The sequence below is a fragment of the Nitratireductor aquibiodomus genome (genome assembly GCF_900105565.1).
Lineage (GTDB): Bacteria > Pseudomonadota > Alphaproteobacteria > Rhizobiales > Rhizobiaceae > Nitratireductor > Nitratireductor aquibiodomus.
Genome location: NZ_FNSL01000001.1, coordinates 1,981,792 through 2,004,550 on the forward strand (window position 1 = coordinate 1,981,792; position 22,759 = coordinate 2,004,550).

Sequence of the window (22,759 nt, forward strand, 5' to 3'; positions counted from 1 at the left end):
TAATCCGGCTGGCGCGCAACGGTCTCCCGCGGCGCGCCGCCAACCAGCCTACAGCGCTTCCACGCACATGGCGACGCCCATCCCGCCACCGATGCAAAGTGTCGCCAGCCCCTTCTTCGCGCCCCGGCGGCGCATTTCGAAGGCGAGCGTGTTGAAAACGCGAGTGCCAGAAGCTCCGATCGGATGCCCGATGGCAATCGCTCCGCCATTGACGTTCACGATCTCCGGGTTCCAGCCCATATCCTTATTGACGGCGCAGGCCTGCGCGGCAAAAGCCTCGTTGGCCTCGACCAGATCGAGATCTTCCGCCTTCCAGCCAGCCTTCTCCAGAGCACGGCGAGACGCGGGGATCGGCCCGGTGCCCATGATCGCCGGGTCGACACCCGCCGTTGCCCACGAAGCGATGCGGACGAGCGGTGTCAGGCCCCGGCGCTCCGCCTCGCTTTCACGCATCAGCACGACAGCGGCGGCTCCATCATTGATGCCAGACGCGTTGGCCGCCGTCACGGTGCCTTCCTTGTCGAAGGCCGGGCGCAGTTTCTGCATCCCCTCCAGCGTCGCGCCATGGCGGATATATTCGTCGTCGGAGACGACCGTCTCACCCTTGCGGCTCTTGACGGTCACCGGCACGATCTCGTCCTTGAAACGCCCGGCCTTCTGCGCGGCCTCCGCCTTGTTCTGCGAGGCGAGCGCGAACGCATCCTGCTCGTCGCGCGTGATCTGGAACTGCCGCGCCACATTTTCCGCCGTGATGCCCATATGGTAGCCGTTGAAGGCATCCCACAGACCATCGCGGATCATCGTGTCGATCATAGAGTAATCGCCCATTTTCACGCCGGCACGCAGATAGGCGCAATGCGGCGAGAGGGTCATCGATTCCTGCCCGCCGGCAACGATGATGTCGGCATCGCCGGTTGCAATCTGCTGCATGCCGATGGCGATGGTGCGAAGGCCCGAACCGCAGACCTGGTTGAGCACCCAGGCGGTTGTCTCTTTCGGCAGGCCGGCGGCGATCGACGCCTGACGCGCCGGGTTCTGCCCCTGGCCCGCGGTCAGCACCTGACCGAGTATCACCTCGTTCACCTCTTCCGGCGCCACCCCGGCGCGCGAAAGCGCCTCGCGGATCGCGGTAGCGCCCAGCTCATGCGCCGGCACCGTGGCGAACGACCCGTTGAAGGAACCGACCGGTGTGCGGGCGGCGCTGGCGACGACAATGGCTTCGGCTGACGACATGGAAGGTTCTCCCTTGGAAAAGGCATACACGCGAAAATGTGCAGCCCATGTGACGGACTGTCCTTATCCGCATTTGTCGCGGCTAATCAGGGCCGAGTCAAACGGATGTGTGCAGCGCAGCAACCCATGCGCAGTGCCGAACGAAAGCGCCCGCGTCTTCGCCACTGCGAAAACCGCTTTCATTCGACCGGATTTTGCGCATATCCTGCCCCTGGTCCTTGAATCCAGGGCATCGTTTTTCCAGGTCGACGCAAAGAGACGGCCGGACGCGACGCCATAGACACCGTGCTACGGGGAGGTCAGTAATGCCAGCCAAGGACGACCCGATCGTCATCAAGAAATATGCCAATCGCCGCCTCTACAACACAGGCACCAGCACCTACGTGACGCTGGAAGACCTCGCCGAAATGGTGAAGCGCGATGAGAATTTCGTCGTTCAGGACGCCAAGTCCGGCGACGACATCACCCATTCGGTGCTGACCCAGATCATTTTCGAACTGGAGAACGACCGCAATGGCCAGAACATGCTGCCGGTGTCGTTCCTGCGCCAGCTCATCGCATTCTATGGCGACCAGATGCAGATGGTCGTCCCGAGCTTTCTTGAACAGTCCATGATGGCCTTCTCGAAAGAACAGGAGCGCATGCGCGAGCAGATGAACAAAGCGTTCGGCACATCTTCCATGGACATGATGGGCATGTCGGCGCCCATGAAAATGGTCGAGGAGCAGACCCGCCGCAACATCGAGATGTTTCAGAACGCCATGCGCATGTTCACGCCGATGCCCGGCGCACCCGAACAGCCCGCTGCCGCGGACACGGAAACGGGTGACGACAACCCCCGGTCCGATGACCTGAAGGACTTACGGGAGCAGATCGCGGCAATGCAGCGCAAGATCGATTCAATGGGCGATACCTGATCCGGCGGATACACCCGCGGACCGAAACCACCTCCCGGGAAACACCAAATGTCCTCCCCCATTCGCGACAGGCTGGCCATGCTTTCCGGTATGACGCCGGTTCTGGGTGAAGACACTTGTATCTTTTGCAGCGTCAGACCGGACGTCGCGCAGACACTGTTCAGCGATGCAAAGGGCATCTTCATCGAAGAGGAAGGCACGACGCTGGTGCTTTCCCTTGAGCGCGCAGAGGCGCTTGGCTTCGACACCGGCATGCCGATGCGCCGGATCGTTCTTATGGTCCATTCCGCACTCGACGGTGTCGGGCTCACCGCGGCCATCGCCACGGCTCTGGCGGAGGAAGACATCCCCTGCAATGTGATCGCCGCTTTCCACCACGACCACATCTTCGTGCCCGGGAATCAGGCCGAAAAGGCGCTCTCTGTGCTTCAGGGCGTTCAGAAGCGTGCACAGTCTACCAAATAGCCCAAACGAAAAAAGACCGGCCAGAGACCGGTCTTTTCGCAATCCAGTGGAGAGTAGGCGCTTATGCGTCCTTCGGCTCCAGAACCTGACGGCCGCGATACATGCCGGTCTTCAGGTCGATGTGGTGCGGACGACGCAGCTCGCCCGAATTCTTGTCTTCGACATAGGTCGGTGCCTTGATGGCATCGGCCGAGCGGCGCATGCCGCGCTTCGAAGGCGTCGTTTTCCTTTTTGGTACAGCCATTGTCCTGCTCCGCTAATCGGTCAAAGGCCGTTGCGGCCCCTTGATCCAGGGCCCAGCATTTCGGCCGGGAATTGGAAGTCGGCGTGCCTATACACCTCCAAACGGGTTTTGGCCAGTGGGGCGCAGCGCATTTTTTTGGAGAATCGCCATAATCAGGGTTTCAGGCAGCCCACATAACCGCCCGCCTTGCGCGCCCGCTGCTCGATGTTTGCGGCGAGCCGGTTGAGGCCGCCCGATGGCTTTGCCGGATTGCGCTCCAGCGGGTTGGGCAGCGTCACCGCCAGAAGGGCCGCCTGCCGGCGGGTAAGCTCGGAAGCCGGTCGGCCGAAATAGTGCTGCGCCGCAGCTTCAGCACCATAGATGTTCGGTCCCCACTCGACGATGTTCAGATAGATTTCAAGGATGCGCCGCTTGGAAAGCATAAGGTCCAGATAGACGGCCAGGGGCAGTTCCAGCCCCTTGCGAACGAAGGAACGGCCCTGCCACAGATAGAGGTTCTTCACCGCCTGCATCGGAATGGTGGAAGCGCCGCGGGCCTTTTCCCCGGAAAGCGCATCATTGATGACAAGGTTCAGCGCCGCCCAGTCTATGCCGTCATGGGCGCAGAACTGCCCGTCCTCCGACATCATCACGGAGTACTGGATCAGCGGGCCCATTTCCTCGAGCGATTTCCAGCGTCGGTCATACCCCTCAAGCGTCGCCAGATCCCGCAGCATCAATGTAGAGACAGGATGAATGAACGGGACCTTGTAGAGAATGGTCAACCCGGCGGGAGTCAGTGCCAGAACGGCAAGGACAATCACAACACGGCGAAGAAGCCATCCCCGCCAGCGACGCGCAGCCCCCGTCCGTGTTTTGCCGCTGCGGCCACGACGTCTGCCGCCTCTGGTCGACGGCTTTTTCTCGGGATCGACTGTCGGGCCGCTCAAACCTGTTCCCCCGGTGTCATGTACGCCTCTAAAAAACAGCTTTTCGCATAGCGGTCCAATGCCTGCGGCGCAATGGCACCGGCAATCGGGCTTGACCCGGGCGCCCATTAGCGGCATCGCTCCGGGCATGGAAGAGACAATGATACTCCCCTTCGAGGTGAAACTGGCCGCCGGCGCAAGTCTGGTGGAGAACACCCTGCGCGATCTGCTCGATGCACGCCCGCTTGAGGGTGAGCTTTATAGGCCCGAACGGCTGCTCAGGGCCATGCGCCACGGCGTGCTGAACGGCGGCAAGCGTCTCCGCCCCTTCCTCATTCTTGAAACAGCCGCGCTTTTCGATGCAAGCGACGACGTGGCGGCGCTGCGCGTGGCGGCAGCGCTGGAATGCGTGCATTGCTACTCCCTCGTCCACGACGACCTGCCGGCGATGGATGATGACGATCTGCGGCGGGGCCAGCCGACCGTGCATCGCGCATTTGACGAAGCCGCGGCGATCCTTGCTGGCGACAGCCTGTTGACCTACGCATTCGACATTGTGAGCGCCCCCGAGACGCCCTTGCCAGCAGAAGCGCGGCTCGCGCTCGTCAACCGGCTTGCCCGCGCTTCCGGTATCGGCGGCATGGCGGGTGGGCAGGCGCTGGACCTGGCCGCGGAAGGCTCGAGGCTCAGTGAAGAAGAAATACTTCGCCTTCAGGCCATGAAGACGGGAGCCCTGATTCGCTACGCCTGCGAGGCCGGCGGCGTGATCGGAGGCGCACAACCGGCAGATATAGAACGTCTCGGTGAATTCGGCGCAGCCATCGGACTGGCCTTCCAGTTGGCCGACGATCTTCTGGACCTCACATCCAGCAGCGAGACAATGGGCAAAGCGACCGGCAAAGACGCCGCTGCCGGCAAGGCGACACTGGCAGGCCTGCACGGCGTCGACTGGACGCGCCGTCAGCTGAATGGGCTTGTCGCCCAGGCAGAGGATATTCTGGAGCCATTCGGCGAGCGCGCCGAAACCCTGCGGCAGACCGCGCGATTTGTGGCCGACCGGCAGAAATAACCCGACCGCACCGCATCTTTATCTTCTGACCGGAAAAAGTGAGCTTCGCCTTGCTTCTCTGCGCGGCGTATTTCATTTCGCTGCGCTGCCTTCGATCTTGGAAGGCCATGTAAAAACAAATTCTTTTAGCGTTAATCGGGCATTAATCCGGATATTCAATTCTTACGGGGATGGGGATGTCTTGGGAAGAGTAATGCCTACCGTGGGTACACAGCAGTATATGCGCGGGCGCCTGTTCGTGCTTCTGATTGGCTTCGTGGTCGCGGTTGCCATGGGAACGGGGTTCCTGCTTTGGCAGACACAGGTCACCAAGAACCAGGTGCGCTTCGGTGCGTTCATCAGCCATATGGCCGATGCCACCAACGACGTGATTCACAATGCGCTGCGACTGGAGCAGGCCGAGCTCCTCTCAAACGGCGGCGCAGCCGAGACCGAAGCGAGCCACAGCGAACTTGAGATGGCTCTGGCCAGATTGAAGGACGCCTATCAGGCGCTCGAATTCGCCATCAGCGGGCAAATAACCACGCTGGAAAGCCAGCGCCTCAGCAACCTTCAGGTCGGCGGAAACGCTGGCGCACCGGTTCCGCAAACCACCCCGACCGCTACCGACATCACCGGCCATGCCGTCCCGGCTTCGGTGCGGCGTATCTGGCTTGGCCAGAATGGGGAACCGGCGCTCCGCAGCCAGATCCGCGACATCATCTCGCTCGCCAACAGGCTGGAGGTGTTCACCGACTATGAGAACGCCACGGCACGTCGCGTTTTCAAAGAACTGCAGACACTGGCCAACACGCAGGTGCGCCCGGAGCTTAAACGCATCTCCGATCTGCTCAATGCGGGGATGATCGAAAGCCATGGCACCCTCCAGTGGGGTCTCTTCGGCGTTGCCGGGGCCATGGTTGGCGCAAGCCTCCTGCTTGCGCTTCGCATCTTTGAGCCAATGATCCGCCGCATTTCCAAAGCGCACCAGGAGCTACACAGCGCTAACATTTCGCTCGCCGCCGAGAAGATAAAAGCGCAATCCGCCGACCGCACGAAATCGGAGTTCCTGGCCAATATGAGCCACGAGATCCGCACGCCGATGAATGGCGTCATGGGCATGGCGGAACTGCTCGCCCGCACCAATCTCGACCAGCGTCAGGCGATGTTCGTCGACGTGATCGTCAAGTCCGGCACCGCTCTTCTGACGATCATCAACGACATTCTCGATTTCTCCAAAATCGATGCCGGTCAGCTCAAACTGGACGAGGCGCCCTTCCGGATCAGGGAAGCGATTGAGGATGTGGCAGCTCTCGTCTCCTCCCGCGTGGCCGAAAAGAATCTGGAACTCATCGTTCGGGTCGACCCGGAGCTCTCCGCGTCTTTCATCGGCGATGTCGGGCGTTTCAGGCAGATCGCCACGAACCTCGTCGGCAATGCCGTAAAATTCACCGAACGGGGGCACGTACTGATCGACGTTTCGGGGAAAACCAAAGGCAACACTGCACAGGTTACGGTTCGTGTAGAAGACACCGGCATCGGCATCCCGCCGGACAAGCTGGAAGCGGTTTTCGACAAGTTCGCACAGGTCGACTCCTCATCCACCCGCCGTCACGAAGGAACGGGTCTCGGGCTCGCCATCGCCGTGAAGCTCGCCGAACTGATGGGTGGTTCGATTGAAGCAACAAGCGAGGTCGGAAAAGGCTCGACCTTCGTTTTCACCCTGCCGTTCGCCATCGACACGGCAAACGCGACACAGGTGACAGCACCCGTCGACGTTTCCGGGGCCCGTGTTTTCGTGATCGACGACAATGCGATCAACCGCGAGATCCTTCTGGAACAGCTGAACAGCTGGGGGTTCGAGTGCGCAGCCGCGGAAAGTGGTGCCGTTGGCCTTGCCTTCCTTCAGCGCTCTGCCCAGCTCGACGCCCGCGTGGACTGCGTGATCCTCGATTACCAGATGCCCGACATGAACGGCGCCGACGTCGCCAAGAAGATCAAGACCGATCCGGCACTCGCTGGCATCCCGCTTGTCCTCCTGACATCGGTCGATCAGACCGACACCGCGCGTCTCGTCAGCGAATGTGGCATCGCCGCCCATCTCAACAAGCCGACGCGCTCATCCATGCTTCTCGAAACACTCGTCTCCGTGATGCAGGTAAGCCGAGCCCTCCCGGACCAGCCGCAGGGCGATGCCCCTGCGCCGGCGAAGCCAATCCAGATTCACGCCTCGACACCGCTCGAGCGCGGTCTCTCGGGGTCGCGCGGCGCCAACGGGCCGCTCGACGTCCTGGTCGCCGAGGACAACGAGGTCAACCAGCTGGTGTTCAGCCAGATTCTTGATGGAATGGGCTTGAAATACAGAATTGCAGGCAACGGCAAGACGGCAGTGGAGATGCTGCGCACGCTGAAACCCCGGCTCGTTCTCATGGACGTTTCCATGCCGGAAATGAACGGCTTCGAGGCAACGGCCGCGATCCGGGAGCATGAAGCCGCCAGCGGCACGCATACACCGATCATAGGCATCACCGCGCACGCTCTGAGGGGCGACCGCGAAAAATGCCTGGGCGCGGGCATGGACGATTATCTGCCCAAGCCGATCTCCCCGCAAAAACTCGCCGAAAAGATCACGCACTGGCGCAACGATCCGGAGCAGCTTACCGCAAGCGCCTGAGACAGACCGGTGACCCCCTGTCCCACCGGCCCCGCCTGCATGCTTTAAAGGTTCTCCTGCTCGATGCGCCCCGACGCATGGATGCACACAATGTCGAGACGTTCCGATCCGACATTGGCAAAGCTGTGCGGCGTGTCGGCCGGGACGACGACAATATCGCCGGCATGTGCCCGCACAGTCTCATCGCCCACTGTGAACTCCGCCTCCCCCGAATGCAGCACCCAGGTTTCCGAATAGGGATGCTTGTGCAGGCCGGTGGCGTGGCCGGGCGGACTGTTCATGACAAACATCGAAACCTGTCCGCCATAGGGTTCTCCCTCGAACGTCACGGTTCCCTTCGGGCTTGGCTTCTGCTGTGAGCGTCGGATGATCTCAAACATGGCTGTCTCTCCCTTCCTCCTTGAGCGTCCGCAGGCGATGGCCTGAGAGCAAGTATCTTAACGCAAAGATAGTTGCAATATATCTTTGTGTCAAGATATATAGTGAGCCATTCGGAGTCGCAGACGATTGAGGGCCTTCATGAGCATTGAGAAAACCGGCGGGGATCATGTCGATCGCCTGCGCGCGCAGTGGGCGCGCGAGCTTCCCGATCTGGACACGAGCCCCATGAGCATTCTCGGCCGCATCTACCGGCTTTCAATGCTCGTCCGCCCCGGTATCGAGGAAACCTTCGCCGCCTTCGATCTTGATCGCGGCGAGTTCGACGTCATCGCCACCCTGCGCCGCGCGGGGCCGCCCTACCGGCTGACGCCAACCGAACTCTACAAATCCCTGATGATCACTTCGGGCGGCCTGACACACAGGCTGAAACGCCTTGAAAAGGCCGGCCTGGTCGAGCGTATCCCCTCGCCTGAGGACGGGCGCAGCATGATCGTCGGTCTGACGGGCACCGGGATAAAGCGTGCGGAAGAGGCCTTCCGGGCAGACATGGAAAGCGAGCTTGCCCTCTTCGCGTCAATGCCAGCCGCGCGCCGTGAACTTCTGGCGGAGCTGTTGCGCGAGCTCACCGAGAATGTGACGTCAAACCTGGCGGACCGGGAAAACTAAACTTTATTCCGCCGCCTCGCGGGGTCCGAAACGCTTTTCGATATAGTCGCCGACCATTTTTTCAAACTCCGCGGCGATGTCCTCGCCCCGCAGCGTCGCGGCCTTCCTGCCGTCGACGAAGACCGGCGCAGCCGGAGTTTCGCCCGTGCCAGGCAGCGAAATGCCGATATCGGCATGTTTGGATTCGCCCGGCCCGTTGACGATGCAGCCCATCACCGCAACCTTGAGGCTTTCCACCCCCGGATACTTCTTGCGCCAGACCGGCATGTTCTTGCGCAGATCGCCTTCGATCTTCTGGGCCAGCTCCTGAAAGACGGTCGACGTCGTACGGCCGCAACCGGGGCATGCGGCAACCACCGGCAGAAACTGGCGGAAGCCCATGGTCTGCAGAAGCTCCTGTGCCACCTGCACCTCGCGGGTGCGGTCGCCACCGGGCTCCGGCGTCAGGGAAATGCGGATCGTGTCGCCAATACCCTGCTGCAGCAGGATGCCCATCGCCGCCGACGAGGCAACGATACCCTTCGTGCCCATCCCGGCTTCCGTGAGCCCGAGATGCAGCGAATGGTTGGAGCGCCGTGCGAGCTCGGTATAGACCGCGATCAGGTCCTGCACCTGGCTCACCTTGGCCGACAAGATGATCCGGTCACGGCCGAGGCCGATCTCCTCGGCAAGTTCCGCCGAAAGCAGCGCCGACTGCACGATGGCCTCGCGCGTCACCTCCTGCGCCGTCATGGGCGAGCCATTGTTCTGGTTCTCGTCCATCAGACGCGTCAGCAGCTCCTGGTCGAGCGACCCCCAGTTGACGCCGATGCGGACCGGCTTGTCGTATTTGATCGCCGTCTCGATGATCGCAGCGAACTGGCGGTCCTTCTTGTCCTTGAAGCCGACATTGCCGGGGTTGATGCGATATTTCGCCAGCGCCTCTGCACAAGCCGGATGATCGGCCAGCAGCTTGTGGCCGATATAGTGGAAATCGCCGACCAGCGGGACGAAAATGCCGACACGCTCCAGCCGCTCGCGGATACGCGGGACGGCAGCCGCAGCTTCGTCGCGATCAACCGTGATGCGCACCAGCTCGGAGCCCGCACGGTGAAGCGCCGCCACCTGTGCAACCGTGCGGTCCACATCCGCCGTGTCGGTGTTCGTCATCGACTGGACGACCACGGGCGCATCCCCGCCGACAATAACGTTGCCGACGGCAACACCCACCGCATCACGCCGCGGGAATGGCGAAGAGAAATAGCCGCTCACAGATTTGCTGGCCGTGAATGTTCCGGTCATGGGGGAACTGTCCCGTTTTCAGCCGTATCGGGCTTGAGGTGGCCGAGACCGGCCCGAATGTCAATGGCGCAGAAGCGCATTTGCGCAGATCGGCTCGCTTGACAGCGTCTGCATCCGTCGCTTTGCTGCGTTGCAGCATCACTTCAGTTTCCCCAGCTTCAACGAAGGGCCATGCCATGCAGGACGAACCGGGCAATCACAATCGGACGGCTGTCATCACCGGCTCAACCTCCGGCATCGGCCTCGGTGTTGCCGAAGCGCTGGCAGCCAGCGGCTGCAACATCGTGCTGAACTCGTTCACCGACAGCGCCGACGACCACGCTCTCGCAAAGAAGCTTGCCGATGATCACGGCGTGGAAGCGGCCTACGCGAGCGCCGACATGTCGGACGCGAACGCCTGTCGCGATCTTGTCGAACAGGCCGCAAAGCGCTTCGGTGGCGTCGATATTCTCGTCAACAACGCCGGCATCCAGCATGTCGCTCCGGTCGAGGAGTTTCCCGTCGAAAAGTGGAACGCCATTCTGGCGATCAATCTTTCGTCATCCTTCCACACCATCGCCGCTGCGATCCCGCACATGAAGAAGGCCGGCAGCGGTCGCATCGTCAACATAGCGTCGGCGCACGGCTTGCGCGCCTCGCCCTTCAAATCCGCCTATGTGGCCGCAAAGCATGGCGTCGTGGGCCTGACCAAGACAGTCGCTCTGGAACTGGCTGAGACCGGCATCACCTGCAACGCTATCTGTCCCGGCTATGTGCTCACGCCTCTGGTGGAAGCGCAGATTCCCGACCAGATGAAAGTGCATGGCATGGATCGTGAGACGGTCGTACGCGAAGTGATGCTCGCCAGACAGCCGACCCGCGAATTTGTCACCATCAAGGAACTGGGTGGACTGGTGATCTTCCTGTGCTCCAGCCATGCGGCCCAGATGACCGGCACAGCCTTGCCCATGGATGGCGGCTGGACGGCACAGTAGAGAAATTCCAGGAATGCAAACGTCCCGGATCAAGGCCTCAGCCGCGCCCCGGCTGCGCCGCGGCCATGGAAATCTCGAGAATGCGTACCAGCCGTCGCGCGCCTTCTATCGCCGGCTTGCCGCACAGTCCGCGCATGCGCATGCCTTCGAGACCGTCAAGCAGGATCTCCGCCAGCCCGCGCGCTGAGAGCCCTTGCCCCTCAAGATCGGCATGCGTCCGGGCTGCCTCGTCCGCCACCGCCGCCTCAACGATGGTGGTGAGCCCGTCACGCCACTCGGCGATGATGTCGGCGGCGATCTTGTTCTCCATATCGAGAATCTCCTGCCCGTGCGCCGACTGGTCGATGGTTTCAATCAGTCCGAACAGGGCGCGATCGAGCGCCGTCATCATTCGCTCGCCAAAAGTGCCGTCTTCGGCCAGTCCCTGCCGCGCACCCTCGAGCGACTGCTCGAGAACACACGCGCCGATGGCGCGAAAAATATCGGCCTTGTTGCGGAACTGAAGGTACAGCGCGGGCCGGGAGACCTCGGCCGAGCGGGCAATGTCGTCCATCGTGGTCCGCGCGAAGCCATAGGCGAGGAACACCTTCATGGCGCCATCGAGGATACGCTCCCGCTTCGGATCATCGGTACATCTGGCGATCAGATTCATTGCACGCACTTTCTTTCAATGACCATTGACAAAATAACGGATTTTGTCAATATGTCCCAACCCTCGCGCAACAAGCGCGCAGAGGCTGCCTTTATTCGCCCGCACTCTGGCTCCAGGCCAACGTTCGTTGATGTCAGGAGCAATAGGCCTTTGGCTTTTGTAAAGCCCGCGCGTGCGATATAGGAGCGTGCTTTTGTCGCAAGATACGGGCTTCGTGCCCTTGCGCCCAGGCGAATTGAATTCTGCGCGGGCAGTCCCCATATCGGGCCAGTCCTTACTTGACCGGCCGGCTCTATCGCATCGGAAAACGACATGCCGAAGATAAGGTTGCATAAACTTGCCGCGATTGCCGTTCTGGTCGCGACAACCGCCTGGATCGCTACGGGGGAATTCTCCTCCGTCGGCAGCGCCAGCGAGGAAACAGAGACCGTTGCGCAGCGTCCGGAGAACAAGCCTGCGGAAGCGCAGACGGTAACCGTCGCCACGCCGCCGCGCATCGATCATTCACGCACCATCCGCGTTTCCGGCAAGACTGCTGCAGACAAGCGCTCCGCCCTGGCACTACGTGCCGGTGGCGTCGTTTCAGAACTGCCGGTTTCCAAAGGTGACAATGTCTCCGCTGGCGACCTGATCCTGAGGCTTGAGACCGAAGGCAAGGAAGCTGCGGTCGAAACCGCGCGCCAGGTCCTGGCACAGCGCGAGGCTGAATCCGAAGCCGCTGACCGTCTGGCCAAGTCCGGAAATCTGGCACGGCTGCAACTCGACAGCGCCCGTTCTGCGTTGGCCACCGCCCGCTCACAGCTTGAAGCGGCCGAAGCCGACCTTGCACGCATTACGGTTCGCGCGCCCTTCGACGGCATCATAGATAAAGTCGATGTGGAGCTCGGTTCCTCCGCCATGCAGGGCCAGGAAGTCGCCACGCTGATCAAACTCGACCCGGTGATTGCCGTGGGCGAGGTCAGCGAACACGATCTCGGTTCCGTCGATGTCGGCGACGGTGCGGAGGTTCGGCTTGTCAACGGCTCCAGTGTCAGAGGCGAAGTGCGCTTCGTCAGCCGTGAAGCATCGGAACAGACCCGCACCTTCCGCATCGAAGTGGCGGTACCCAATCCGGACGGCGACATTCCAGCGGGCATGACCGCGGAGATCAACATCCATGCCGAGCCGGTGGAGGCTGTAGCCCTGCCGCGCTCCGTGGTTACGCTGAACGAGGACGGTGAACTCGGCGTCCGCGCCGTCGATGACGACAGCAAGGTCGTGTTCTACCCCATCGATCTGGTCGACGACACGCCGCGCGCCCTCTTTCTTGCGGGCATCCCGGCCGACGCCCGGGTGATCGTTTCCGGGCAGGATCTGGTGACCGAGGGCGATGCGGTGAAGACCGAGGTTGCCGATCAGAAGCTGATACGGGAACTGGCCGGCGTCCTCGCCTCCGAAATGACCAGCCGCTGAGGCAGTCCGTAACGGCGGAACCCGTTTCCGCCCGGGAGGCTGCAAGACAACGAAACAGAGCGCCTCCGTTATCAGGAGAACGACGGCAGCGCGCTGACGGGACAAGACAGGACCTGCCCGATGGACATCGTCCGTATTGCAATTCAGAACGCCAGGCTGACCTTATCCATCCTGCTCTTCTTCGTGATCGCCGGGTCGCTGGCCTATGTCAGCATTCCGAAGGAAGCCGAGCCGGATGTTCCGATCCCGATCATCTATGTGAGCCTGACCTATCAGGGCATCTCGCCCGAAGATTCGGAACGGCTCCTGCTTCGCCCCATCGAAACCCGGCTGAAAAGCCTGGAGGGTGTCAAGGAAATGCGCTCCTCCGCCTATCAGGGCGGCGGCTTTGTCCTTGTCGAGTTCCAGGCCGGCTACGATTTCTCTAACGCCATCGAGGATGTGCGCGCCAAAGTGGCCGATGCCCGGCGCGAGTTGCCGCAGGGCGCCGACGAACCTTCGGTGCATGAGGTCAATATCTCGGAATTCCCGATCCTGGTCGTAACGCTGGCCGGCAATGTGCCGGAGCGAGTCCTGTCCACCGCCGCGCGGGAGCTCAGGGACCGGATCGAGGAAATTCCCGGCGTACTCGAGGGCACGCTTCAGGGCTCTCGGGACGAACTGGTCGAGATTCTCATCGATCCGATGAAACTGTCGTCCTACGGCCTGCAGCTCGACCAGATGATCAATGGTGTCAACGCTTCAAACAGCCTGGTGGCAGCCGGCTCGCTGGAAGGCGAAGCCGGACGCTATGCAGTCAAGGTGCCTTCGCTGATCGAAACGGTCGAAGACGTGGCCAACCTTCCGATCGTCTCCAGCCCGGATGCCGTTGTGCGCGCCCGCGATCTGGCCGCGATCCGCTCCACGTTCAAGGACGCCGAGACCATCACCCGCCTGAATGGCAGAAACGCGATCGCCATCGAGGTCAAGAAGCGCGTCGGCGCCAATCTCGTCGAAACGGTCGACTCGGTTAAGGCCGCGGCCGCCGAATTCGAGCAGGCCGCCGATGGCAACATCACCGTGTCCTACAGCCAGGACAAGTCGGTGATGATCCGCGATATGCTGAAGGACCTTCAGAACCACGTCCTGATCGCCGTGATCCTGGTCTTCATCGTTGTCCTTTACACCCTTTCCGGCCGCGCCTCCCTGCTGATCGGCCTTGCGGTTCCCGCATCCTTCCTGATGGGCATTTATGCGCTCTCGCTCGGTGGCTTCACCGTCAACATGGTGGTGCTCTTCAGCCTCATTCTGGCAGTCGGCATGCTGGTGGACGACGCGATCATCGTGACCGAATTCGCCGAACGCCGCATGACCGAAGGCATGGACAAGGCGCAGGCCTTCGAACTGGCGGCCAAACGCATGGCCGGTCCCGTCATTGCCGCCACCATGACCCGCATCGCCGCCTTCTCGCCACTCCTCTTCTGGCCGGGCATTGTCGGCGAGTTCATGAAATACCTGCCGATCACGCTGATCGTCACGCTCAGCGCATCCATGATCTACGCCTTGATCTTCACCCCGACTCTCGGCGCGATTTTCGCCAAGGCGCATGTCGAGGAAGAACAGAAGCCGGATGGCTGGTATATGAAGCTCGTGAAGCAGGCCGTCCGCTTCCCGAAAACCGTTCTGCTTCTCACGGTCGGCCTTCTCGGCGGCATCATCTATTCCTACTCGCAATACGGCGCCGGCGTTGAATTCTTCCCCAATGTCGAGCCGGAATACGGCCTGATGTATGTGCATGCCCGCGGCAATCTCTCTCTCGAAGAGATGGACCGGCTGACAAAGCCCGCCGAGGAAAAGCTGCTCAACTGGCCGGGCATCGAATCCGTCTACACCCGCGTCGGCAAGACCCGCGGCGGCGGGCAGGATATCGATGAAGATGTCATCGGCGTCATCCAGTATGAGTTCATCGACTGGCGCGAACGTGAGCCGGCCAGCAAGATTCTCGACGATCTGCGGCGTGAACTCGCTGGCACGCCGGGCGTTGAAATCGAGGTTCGCGTGCCCGATGCAGGGCCGCCGACGGGACAGCCGATCCAGATTCGCCTTTCGGCAGCGGATCCGGCAAACCTGAACGATCAGGCTGCGGATGTGGCGCGGGCGATCGCGAATGTTCCGGGAGTCATCGATATCTCTGATGGTCTTCCCCCGCCCGGTATCGACTGGGCGATCAAGGTGGACCGCGCCCGGGCCGCGCAGTACGGGATCAGCCCTGTCTCCGTGGGTACCGTGGTTCAACTCGTGACCAACGGCCTGAAGCTCTCGGAATACCGGCCTGCCGGCGTCGACGACGCTGTCGATATCCGCCTGCGCCTGCCCGAGGACCGACGCACCCTATCCGCACTCGACCAACTGCGTGTGCAGACTTCGCAGGGGCCGGTGCCGATTGCCAACTTCGTCTCACGCGAACCCGAGCGCTCGACCGGCATCCTGAACCGCATCGACGGTCAGCGCACCATCGTGGTCAGCGCCAATATTGCAAGCGGCTATCAGGTCTCCGCCGTTCAGGCCGAGGTCACCCAGACGTTGAGCGACATGGATCTCGGCGCAACGCGCTGGAAGCTCGCCGGCTCGAACGAGGAAAGCGAGGAGGCAAGTGCCTTCTTGTCAAAAGCGTTTGGCGCGGCGATCTTCCTGATCTTCGTGGTGCTCCTTGCCCAGTTCAACAAGTTCACCAGCGTCTTCCTTGTGCTGATGACCGTTGTCATGGCCACTATCGGCGTGTTCCTCGGCCTGCTCATCACCGGCCAGCCCTTTGGCATCGTCATGTCCGGCATCGGCGTGATCGCGCTCGCCGGCGTGGTGGTGAACAACAACATCGTGCTGATCGACACTTATGACAGGCTGCGGCACGAGGGCTGGAAAAAGCGGGAGGCCATCCTCCAGACCTGCCGTGAGCGCGCGCGTCCGGTGATGCTGACGGCCATCTCTGCCGTGCTTGGCGTTCTGCCGATCGCCTTTGGTCTGGGCCTCGAACTGTTCCACCAGGAGATCACCATCGGCGCACCCTCCACTCAATGGTGGATTTCGCTGTCCGGCGCCATCGTCTACGGCCTGACCTTCGCAACGGCTCTGACCCTCATCGTGACCCCTTCGGCCCTGATGGTGTTCACGCGAGAAACCCTTCCGGCCGGACAGAAGCGGCGCGGCCTGTTCGCGCGTCTCTTCCGGCGCGGTAAAAAACAGGAGGCTTCGACGAAGACTTCCGACATTCCGGAGGACCCCTTCCCCAAGCCGGCTGAATAACAGGCCCAGCCTGTCAGATTTGCGGGCCGGCGCGCTCCTCGCAGCGCGCCGGCCCGTTTTTGTTTTGAGGGAACCTGAAGCCATCTGAAGCGTTGAATTGCAAGGCTTTCAAGACAGCGAGGAGAACGCGATGTCGCTCGGCACAATCCTCATCATAATTCTCATCCTCATTCTGCTCGGCGCCATCCCCGCATGGCCGCATTCGCGTGGATGGGGTTACGGACCGTCAGGCATACTTGGCCTGATCCTTGTCATCGTCCTGATCCTGATGCTGATGGGCAATATCTAGAGTATCGGACCGAAAAGTGAATATCGGTTTTCGGGTTATTCCGATGCTCAATCAATAGTTTAGATCAGGCTTCGCCGGCTGGCTGGACGACGATCGTGTCAGCGGAGCTCACGAGATTGGCCAGCATCAGGACGCAGGCGAGCAGAACCGAAAACGCGATGAAGATCGGTGCGAAACCGGTGCGCTCGGCAATGAACCCCACAAGCGAGGGGGCAACAAGCATGCCGGAATAGCCGATCGTGGTCGCAACGCTCATGCCTGCTCCGGGTGAAAGTCCCGGTTGATTGCCGGCCGCCGAAAAGACGATGGGCACCATGTTGGCGATCCCCATCCCGCTTAACGCAAAGGCGATCGTCGCCAGCATGGGCGTCGGAGCAAGCCCTGCCCCGAGCATGCCGACAGTCGCAACGACCCCCGAATAACGCAATGTGCGCACGGCACCGAAACGGTTGCGCAGCCGGTCGCCGGCAAACCGCATCATCGCCATCGTGCCTGAAAACGCCGTGAAGGCGAGGCTCGCCTCGGCAATGCCGGCGCCCATTTCCTGCCGCAGGTAGAGTGCGGCCCAGTCGAGCACCGCGCCTTCCGGCAGCATGCAGATGAGGGCGACCAGCCCCGTTACATAGATCATGGGGTTGCGCGGCAGCCTGCCGCGCCCATGGCCCGCCTGCCCCGCCACGGGGCGCGCTTCGACAATCAAAAAGGGGAGCGTAATCAGCACAAGCGCAAAGGCAAATGCAACCACCATGCCCGCATGCGCCATGTAGCCGTAGCGCTCGAGAAGCAGACCGCCGACACCGGCGCCGACAAAGCCGCCGAGGCTCCAGAAACCGTGCGAAGAGGACATCACCGCCCGCCCGAGCGACCGCTCCACCGCCACGGCATTGGCGTTCATGGAAATGTCCATCGCTCCAAGAAACGCACCAAAAAAGACCAGCGCCGCAACCATCTGCCAGATCTGCGTTGCCGCGACCAAACCGGCAAAGGACAGCGTGCATATGAAAGCGGCGATCCGCAGGATGGCGCGGGAACCAAAACGACCGATCAGATAACCGCAGAGCGGCATAACCGACACCGCGCCGCAGCCGAAAACGAGGATCAACAGCCCGAGTGCCGTCTCACTCAGATCGAAACGCGAAGCAACCACGGGAATCTGCGGTGCCCAGCTACCCACCATGAAACCGTTGACAAAGAATGAGGCCGCTACGGCCCAGCGCCCGATGGACGCATTCCGGAAAGACATGTGGGGCTCCAAAAGGAAACGGCGCATCAGGAAAACCACCTGATGCGCCGCATCTAAATCGGTTTAATCGAGCACGTCAATCCATGGCGTCAATCACCATTCTCGAACACGACGAGAAGGTCCTTGGCGTCGATCTGATCGCCGGCGCCCACAAGAACCTCGGCAATCGTGCCGTCGCGTTCGGCGTGAAGCGCCGTTTCCATCTTCATGGCTTCGATTGACAGGAGCACATCGCCGGACTGCACGCTCTGCCCCGGCTTGACGGCGAGCGTGGAAACCACGCCCGGCATCGGCGCCCCCACATGCGCCTCGTTTCCGGCCTCCGCCTTGCGGCGGGCGGCGGAAGCGGATGCACCGTGAACCCTATCGGGAACCTTGACGCGGCGAGGCTGGCCATTGAGCTCGAAGAAGACGGTGACCATGCCCTTTTCGTCCACCTCGCCGACGGCAAGACAGCGGATGACGAGCGTCTTGCCGCGCTCGATGTCGACAAAAATCTCATCCTCCGGCTCCATCCCGTAGAAATAGACCGGCGTTGGCAGAACGCTGACAGGGCCGTAGCTTTCCGATGCTGCGGCAAAGTCGGTGAAAACTTTCGGATACATAAGCCAGGACGAGAACTCATACTCGTTGACCTTGCGGTCAAGCTTCTCTTCCAGCGCCGTCCGATCGGCCTCAAGGTCTGCAGGTTCAAGCAGGGAGCCCGGGCGCACGGTGATCGGCTTGCCACCCTTCAGAACCTTCTTCTGAAGGGCCGCCGGCCAGCCCGCAGGCGGTTGACCGAGGTCGCCATGCAACATGGAGACAACCGAATCCGGGAAGGCGATATCCTTCTCCGGGTTCTCGACATCGGCGACCGTCAGATCCTGCGAGACCATCATCAGCGCCATGTCGCCCACGACCTTGGAGGAGGGCGTGACCTTGACGATGTCGCCGAACATCATATTGACGTCATGATAGGCGCGCGCAACCTCGTGCCAGCGGGTTTCCAGCCCCAGCGAGCGGGCCTGCTCCTTTAGATTGGTGAACTGGCCGCCAGGCATTTCGTGCAGATAGACCTCGGAAGCCGGTCCTTTCAGATCGCTCTCAAAGGCCGCGTACTGGTTGCGCACGGCCTCCCAGTAGAAGGAGATACGGCGCACCCACTCACGGTCGAGCCCGGTATCGCGGGCATCCCCCTTGAGCGCCTCGACGATGGAGCCGAGACAGGGCTGCGAGGTGTTGCCGGAAAGGGCATCCATGGCCGCATCCACCGCGTCGACACCGCTTTCCACGGCAGCAAGCACCGTCGCGGCGGAAATGCCGGACGTATCATGCGTGTGGAAGTGGAGCGGCAGGTCGGTCGCCTCGCGCAGCGCCTTGAACAGCACACGCGCAGCACCGGGTTTAAGGAGGCCCGCCATGTCCTTGATGGCGATGATGTTGGCACCGGCAGCCTCAAGTTCACCGGCAAGACCGACATAATATTTGAGGTCGTATTTGGCGCGGTCCGGGTCGAGGAGATCGCCCGTATAGCAGATCGTGGCTTCACACAGTTTGCCTTCGGAGCGCACCGCGTCCATCGCCACGCGCATGTTCTCCACCCAGTTCAGGCAGTCGAATACACGGAAGAGATCAATGCCGCCTGCGGCCGCCTGCTTGACGAAATGCTGCACGACATTGTCGGGATAGTTGGTGTAACCGACGCCATTCGCCCCGCGCAAAAGCATCTGCAGAAGCAGGTTCGGAGCGCCCTCGCGGATGCGTGAAAGACGCTCCCACGGGTCCTCCGTCAGGAAGCGCATGGCGACATCGAAGGTCGCCCCACCCCAGCATTCCAGCGACAGAAGCTCTGGCAGCGCGCGGGCATAGACGCCGGCAATCCGAGCCATATCAAATGTGCGCATGCGTGTGGCGAGCAGCGACTGATGCGCATCGCGCATTGTTGTGTCGGTGACGAGCACGCGCTCCTGCTCGCGCATCCATTTGGCGAACCCATCGGCGCCCAGACTGTCGAAAGTCTGCTTACTGCCATCCGGCACCGGCATATCCACATAGGGCACATGCGGTGCGGCCGCCTCGGCATTGGGCAGTGCCCGACCCCGCGCCTCGGGATGGCCGTTCACCGTAACATCGGCCAGATAGTTCAGAAGCTTGGTAGCGCGATCCTGCCGCCTGACTTGCGTGAAGAGTTCAGGCGTCTCATCGATGAACCGGGTCGTATAGGAAGCGTTGCGGAAATCCGGATGGCTGATGATCGCTTCCAGGAAGGTCAGGTTGGTCGCCACGCCGCGAATGCGGAACTCGCGCAGCGCGCGGTCCATCCGGGCGATTGCCTCTTCGGGCGTCGGCGCCCAGGCCGTGACCTTTTCCAGGAGCGGATCGTAGAACCGCGTGATGACGGCGCCGGAATAAGCCGTACCGCCATCGAGCCGGATGCCGAAACCGGTCGCGCCGCGATAGGCGGTGATGCGGCCGTAGTCGGGAATGAAATTCTGCTCCGGATCCTCGGTGGTAATGCGGCACTGGAGGGCATCGCCATTGAGGCGGATATCGGCCTGCGCAGGCACGCCCGACGCCTTGTCGCCGATCTTCTTGCCTTCCAGAATGTGGATCTGCGCCTTCACGATGTCGACGCCGGTCACCTCCTCGGTGACCGTATGCTCCACCTGAATACGCGGATTGACCTCGATGAAATAGAATGCGCCCGTATCGGCATCCATGAGGAATTCGACTGTGCCGGCGCCCACATAGTCGGTCGCCTCGGCGATCTTCAGCGCATAGCCACAAAGCTCGGCGCGCTTCTCATCGTTCAGATACGGTGCCGGTGCGCGCTCCACGACCTTCTGGTTGCGGCGCTGGATGGAACAATCGCGCTCGAACAGATGCACGGCATTGCCATGCGTGTCGCCCAGCACCTGCACCTCCACATGGCGCGCGCGCTCGACCAGCTTTTCCAGATAGACCTCGTCCTTGCCGAAAGCGGCCTTGGCCTCGCGCTTCGCCTCGGTGACTTCATGCTCCAGGTCCTCGCGGCTGCGGATGACGCGCATGCCGCGCCCGCCACCGCCCCAGGAAGCCTTGAGCATGACCGGGAAGCCCACCTCCTCGGCCATCTCGGCAACCCTGGTCATATCGTCCGGCAGCGGCTCCGTGGCCGGAACCACCGGCACACCGACCTCGATGGCCAGGTTGCGGGCAGCGACCTTGTTGCCAAGGCGGCGCATGGTCTCGGGCTTTGGCCCGATGAAGACAATACCGTTTTCCGCGCAGGCTTCGGCGAATTCCGGGCTCTCCGACAGAAGGCCGTAGCCAGGATGAATAGCGTCCGCGCCCGACAGTTTGGCAACGCGGATCACCTCATCGATCGACAGATAACTCTCGATGGGGCCGAGATCGCGTTCAAGGTGCGGCCCACGCCCGACCTGATAGGATTCGTCCGCCTTGAACCGGTGCAGCGAATACTTGTCCTCCTCGGCCCAGATGGCCACCGTTCGGATATCGAGTTCATTGGCTGCGCGGAAGACGCGGATGGCGATTTCAGAACGGTTTGCGACAAGAATCTTCTTAATCTGCACTGGCAAGAACTCCGGGAAGAGAAGGATGGTGCGGGATTGCCCGGCGCGAAACTCCCCTCCGCGCCAAAACGACGCGTATGATTAGCGTGGACGATGCTGCGGTGCAAACTTTCTTGACGCGAAGGAAGATTGGCAGATTTTGACGCGGCGATTTTCCGTTTCGCATGGTACCGCCCCCTGCTTCAACCTGATGGACGGCTCCATCTTCGTCGTTCCGGCGGACGGGAGCGAGAGGCTGGGTCCATTGAGCGGTGGCTCCAGATGCCGCAGAGTGCGCAGGAACGCGGCCAGGTGCTCGCTCATGCTCCGTTTGAAGAGTGCAGGCCAGCATCGAACGTCCCCTTCTCCCCGTTTGTGGGGAGCAGGTGAAAATGAGGGCGAGCGCAATCAATGACAGGGATACCGACAGAGGTGGAGAAGATCGCAAAGCGCCGCCTGCCCCTTCCCCCTGCCGGGACCTTCTCCCGACAGGCGGGGAGCGGGAGGTCGTCGTCCCGGGCTTGCCCCTGGACCCATCGGCAGAATGCGTAGACGCTCGGCCCCAGCCGCCCCCGCATTCCCGATCCCTCTTGACGCCATTCCGCAACCATGCGAAAAGCAAGCTCAATATATCGATAAATCCGGATATTTCGATAATGCAGAAAACCGAAGCCATAGACGCGCTCGCCGCGCTCGGCCAGGAGACCCGGCTTGATGTGTTCCGCCTACTCGTTCAAGCCGGGCCGCAGGGTCTGCCGGCGGGGGAGGTCGCGGCCAGACTGGGCGTTGTCCAGAACACCGCCTCCGCGCACCTGAAGGTTCTTTCACAGTCGGGCATGATCCGCGCCGAGCGGGAAGGACGCATCATTCGCTACACGGCCGACATGACTGGCTTTCGCGATCTTCTCGCCTTCCTCCTTGAAGATTGCTGCAACGGAAACCCTGACCTGTGCCGCCCCGCCATCGAGGCTGCGACCTGTCACTGCTAGGAGGCCTGCGCCATGAGTGATAAAACGTTCAATGTGCTTTTTCTGTGCACCGGAAACTCGGCCCGCTCCATTCTTGCAGAAGCAATTTTGAATCGGGTTGGCACCCAGCGTTTCAAAGCTTTTTCGGCTGGCTCCCAGCCTAGGGGTTCTGTGCATCCCTACGCGCTGGAACTGCTCGAAAACATGAAACACGACATTTCCTTCGCCCGCTCGAAGGATTGGGCAGAGTTCGCAACACCGGATGCACCGAAGCTCGATTTCGTCTTCACGCTTTGCGACAGTGCTGCGCAGGAAGCCTGTCCGGTCTGGCCCGGCCAGCCGATGACGACGCACTGGGGGCTGCCCGACCCGGCGGCGGTGACGGGCACCGAGGCCGAGAAGCATCTCGCTTTCGCCGACACCTATCGGATGCTCAACAACCGCATCTCAGTATTTACGGCGCTGCCGCTCGCCTCGCTCGACCGGCTTTCCCTGCAGCGCCGTCTCGACGAGATCGGCCGTACGCCGGCCCATTCGCAATAGGAA

19 protein-coding genes are annotated in these 22,759 nt (G+C 61.7%); 11 read left to right on the forward strand and 8 right to left on the reverse strand.

Annotation, left to right across the window (positions count from 1 at the left end; all coding sequences use genetic code 11):
• Positions 1-48: 48 nt before the first annotated feature.
• Entirely contained in the window at positions 49-1,233 is a 1,185-nt protein-coding gene (locus BLW55_RS09400; RefSeq protein WP_090328518.1) for an acetyl-CoA C-acetyltransferase, read from the reverse strand.
• A gap of 305 nt (positions 1,234-1,538) precedes the next feature.
• On the opposite strand from BLW55_RS09400, the gene phaR reads away from it, so the two are divergent.
• Both phaR and BLW55_RS09410 read left to right on the forward strand, forming a co-directional pair.
• Positions 1,539-2,150: a polyhydroxyalkanoate synthesis repressor PhaR gene (gene phaR, locus BLW55_RS09405; RefSeq protein ID WP_025029512.1), complete on the forward strand. Its 612-nt coding sequence runs from the start codon at positions 1,539-1,541 to the stop codon at positions 2,148-2,150.
• A gap of 48 nt (positions 2,151-2,198) precedes the next feature.
• The gene (locus tag BLW55_RS09410) at positions 2,199-2,615 is read left to right on the forward strand and encodes an ACT domain-containing protein (protein WP_090328521.1); all 417 of its coding nucleotides are present in this window, start codon (positions 2,199-2,201) and stop codon (positions 2,613-2,615) included.
• A 61-nt stretch (positions 2,616-2,676) separates the two neighbouring features.
• Here the strand turns inward: BLW55_RS09410 and rpmF are convergent, their stop codons facing one another.
• Both rpmF and mtgA read right to left on the reverse strand, forming a co-directional pair.
• Positions 2,677-2,859 (reverse strand): 50S ribosomal protein L32, encoded by a 183-nt coding sequence (gene rpmF / locus BLW55_RS09415; protein WP_007007560.1) that lies wholly within the window; start codon positions 2,857-2,859, stop codon positions 2,677-2,679.
• 152 nt (positions 2,860-3,011) lie between these two features.
• Positions 3,012-3,788: a monofunctional biosynthetic peptidoglycan transglycosylase gene (gene mtgA / locus BLW55_RS09420; RefSeq protein WP_007007561.1), complete on the reverse strand. Its 777-nt coding sequence runs from the start codon at positions 3,786-3,788 to the stop codon at positions 3,012-3,014.
• A gap of 139 nt (positions 3,789-3,927) precedes the next feature.
• Between mtgA and BLW55_RS09425 the strand changes: the two genes are divergently transcribed.
• Entirely contained in the window at positions 3,928-4,836 is a 909-nt protein-coding gene (locus tag BLW55_RS09425) for a polyprenyl synthetase family protein (RefSeq protein WP_007007562.1), read from the forward strand.
• A 193-nt stretch (positions 4,837-5,029) separates the two neighbouring features.
• Positions 5,030-7,489, forward strand: coding sequence for a response regulator (locus BLW55_RS09430; protein WP_244509029.1), 2,460 nt, complete (start codon positions 5,030-5,032; stop codon positions 7,487-7,489).
• Between the two features lie 44 nt (positions 7,490-7,533).
• Here BLW55_RS09430 and BLW55_RS09435 read toward each other — a convergent pair whose 3' ends face one another.
• On the reverse strand, positions 7,534-7,869 hold the full coding sequence (locus BLW55_RS09435; RefSeq protein ID WP_025029517.1) for a cupin domain-containing protein: 336 nt from the start codon (positions 7,867-7,869) through the stop codon (positions 7,534-7,536).
• 139 nt (positions 7,870-8,008) lie between these two features.
• On the opposite strand from BLW55_RS09435, the gene BLW55_RS09440 reads away from it, so the two are divergent.
• Positions 8,009-8,536, forward strand: coding sequence for a MarR family winged helix-turn-helix transcriptional regulator (locus tag BLW55_RS09440; RefSeq protein ID WP_025029518.1), 528 nt, complete (start codon positions 8,009-8,011; stop codon positions 8,534-8,536).
• A gap of 3 nt (positions 8,537-8,539) precedes the next feature.
• Here BLW55_RS09440 and ispG read toward each other — a convergent pair whose 3' ends face one another.
• Positions 8,540-9,817 (reverse strand): flavodoxin-dependent (E)-4-hydroxy-3-methylbut-2-enyl-diphosphate synthase, encoded by a 1,278-nt coding sequence (ispG, locus tag BLW55_RS09445; protein ID WP_007007565.1) that lies wholly within the window; start codon positions 9,815-9,817, stop codon positions 8,540-8,542.
• Between the two features lie 176 nt (positions 9,818-9,993).
• Here ispG and BLW55_RS09450 point away from each other — a divergent pair, with 176 nt between their 5' ends.
• Positions 9,994-10,791 (forward strand): 3-hydroxybutyrate dehydrogenase, encoded by a 798-nt coding sequence (locus tag BLW55_RS09450; protein ID WP_090328523.1) that lies wholly within the window; start codon positions 9,994-9,996, stop codon positions 10,789-10,791.
• Between the two features lie 37 nt (positions 10,792-10,828).
• Here the strand turns inward: BLW55_RS09450 and BLW55_RS09455 are convergent, their stop codons facing one another.
• Positions 10,829-11,443 carry a TetR/AcrR family transcriptional regulator gene (locus BLW55_RS09455; RefSeq protein WP_090328526.1) on the reverse strand — a complete coding sequence of 205 codons (615 nt, stop codon included), beginning with the start codon at positions 11,441-11,443 and terminating at the stop codon, positions 10,829-10,831.
• A 312-nt stretch (positions 11,444-11,755) separates the two neighbouring features.
• On the opposite strand from BLW55_RS09455, the gene BLW55_RS09460 reads away from it, so the two are divergent.
• The 3 genes from BLW55_RS09460 (at position 11,756) to BLW55_RS09470 (ending at position 16,466) form a co-directional block, all read left to right on the forward strand.
• Complete coding sequence (locus BLW55_RS09460; protein ID WP_090328528.1) at positions 11,756-12,895, forward strand: efflux RND transporter periplasmic adaptor subunit; 1,140 nt, start codon at positions 11,756-11,758, stop codon at positions 12,893-12,895.
• Positions 12,896-13,015: 120 nt separating this feature from the next.
• The gene (locus BLW55_RS09465) at positions 13,016-16,177 is read left to right on the forward strand and encodes an efflux RND transporter permease subunit (protein ID WP_090328531.1); all 3,162 of its coding nucleotides are present in this window, start codon (positions 13,016-13,018) and stop codon (positions 16,175-16,177) included.
• A 130-nt stretch (positions 16,178-16,307) separates the two neighbouring features.
• The gene (locus BLW55_RS09470; RefSeq protein WP_007010814.1) at positions 16,308-16,466 is read left to right on the forward strand and encodes a DUF3309 domain-containing protein; all 159 of its coding nucleotides are present in this window, start codon (positions 16,308-16,310) and stop codon (positions 16,464-16,466) included.
• Positions 16,467-16,530: 64 nt separating this feature from the next.
• On the opposite strand, the gene BLW55_RS09475 is transcribed toward BLW55_RS09470, so the two are convergent.
• Positions 16,531-17,709, reverse strand: coding sequence for an MFS transporter (locus tag BLW55_RS09475; RefSeq protein WP_025029524.1), 1,179 nt, complete (start codon positions 17,707-17,709; stop codon positions 16,531-16,533).
• Between the two features lie 89 nt (positions 17,710-17,798).
• Positions 17,799-21,266, reverse strand: coding sequence for a pyruvate carboxylase (gene pyc, locus BLW55_RS09480; RefSeq protein WP_090329941.1), 3,468 nt, complete (start codon positions 21,264-21,266; stop codon positions 17,799-17,801).
• 635 nt (positions 21,267-21,901) lie between these two features.
• Between pyc and BLW55_RS09485 the strand changes: the two genes are divergently transcribed.
• Both BLW55_RS09485 and BLW55_RS09490 read left to right on the forward strand, forming a co-directional pair.
• Entirely contained in the window at positions 21,902-22,234 is a 333-nt protein-coding gene (locus BLW55_RS09485; protein WP_090328533.1) for an ArsR/SmtB family transcription factor, read from the forward strand.
• A gap of 12 nt (positions 22,235-22,246) precedes the next feature.
• Positions 22,247-22,756 carry an arsenate reductase ArsC gene (locus BLW55_RS09490; RefSeq protein ID WP_090328535.1) on the forward strand — a complete coding sequence of 170 codons (510 nt, stop codon included), beginning with the start codon at positions 22,247-22,249 and terminating at the stop codon, positions 22,754-22,756.
• Positions 22,757-22,759 lie beyond the last annotated feature (3 nt).

Coding starts and splice junctions, on each gene's coding strand:
- BLW55_RS09440 (WP_025029518.1), top strand. CDS start 8,009: ATGAGCATTGAGAAAACCGGCGGGGATCATGTCGATCGCCTGCGCGCG.
- rpmF (WP_007007560.1), bottom strand. CDS start 2,859: ATGGCTGTACCAAAAAGGAAAACGACGCCTTCGAAGCGCGGCATGCGC.
- BLW55_RS09430 (WP_244509029.1), top strand. CDS start 5,030: ATGCCTACCGTGGGTACACAGCAGTATATGCGCGGGCGCCTGTTCGTG.
- BLW55_RS09485 (WP_090328533.1), top strand. CDS start 21,902: ATGCAGAAAACCGAAGCCATAGACGCGCTCGCCGCGCTCGGCCAGGAG.
- ispG (WP_007007565.1), bottom strand. CDS start 9,817: ATGACCGGAACATTCACGGCCAGCAAATCTGTGAGCGGCTATTTCTCT.
- BLW55_RS09410 (WP_090328521.1), top strand. CDS start 2,199: ATGTCCTCCCCCATTCGCGACAGGCTGGCCATGCTTTCCGGTATGACG.
- BLW55_RS09475 (WP_025029524.1), bottom strand. CDS start 17,709: ATGTCTTTCCGGAATGCGTCCATCGGGCGCTGGGCCGTAGCGGCCTCA.
- BLW55_RS09400 (WP_090328518.1), bottom strand. CDS start 1,233: ATGTCGTCAGCCGAAGCCATTGTCGTCGCCAGCGCCGCCCGCACACCG.
- BLW55_RS09490 (WP_090328535.1), top strand. CDS start 22,247: ATGAGTGATAAAACGTTCAATGTGCTTTTTCTGTGCACCGGAAACTCG.
- BLW55_RS09470 (WP_007010814.1), top strand. CDS start 16,308: ATGTCGCTCGGCACAATCCTCATCATAATTCTCATCCTCATTCTGCTC.
- BLW55_RS09455 (WP_090328526.1), bottom strand. CDS start 11,443: ATGAATCTGATCGCCAGATGTACCGATGATCCGAAGCGGGAGCGTATC.
- BLW55_RS09465 (WP_090328531.1), top strand. CDS start 13,016: ATGGACATCGTCCGTATTGCAATTCAGAACGCCAGGCTGACCTTATCC.
- BLW55_RS09425 (WP_007007562.1), top strand. CDS start 3,928: ATGATACTCCCCTTCGAGGTGAAACTGGCCGCCGGCGCAAGTCTGGTG.
- phaR (WP_025029512.1), top strand. CDS start 1,539: ATGCCAGCCAAGGACGACCCGATCGTCATCAAGAAATATGCCAATCGC.
- BLW55_RS09450 (WP_090328523.1), top strand. CDS start 9,994: ATGCAGGACGAACCGGGCAATCACAATCGGACGGCTGTCATCACCGGC.
- BLW55_RS09435 (WP_025029517.1), bottom strand. CDS start 7,869: ATGTTTGAGATCATCCGACGCTCACAGCAGAAGCCAAGCCCGAAGGGA.
- BLW55_RS09460 (WP_090328528.1), top strand. CDS start 11,756: ATGCCGAAGATAAGGTTGCATAAACTTGCCGCGATTGCCGTTCTGGTC.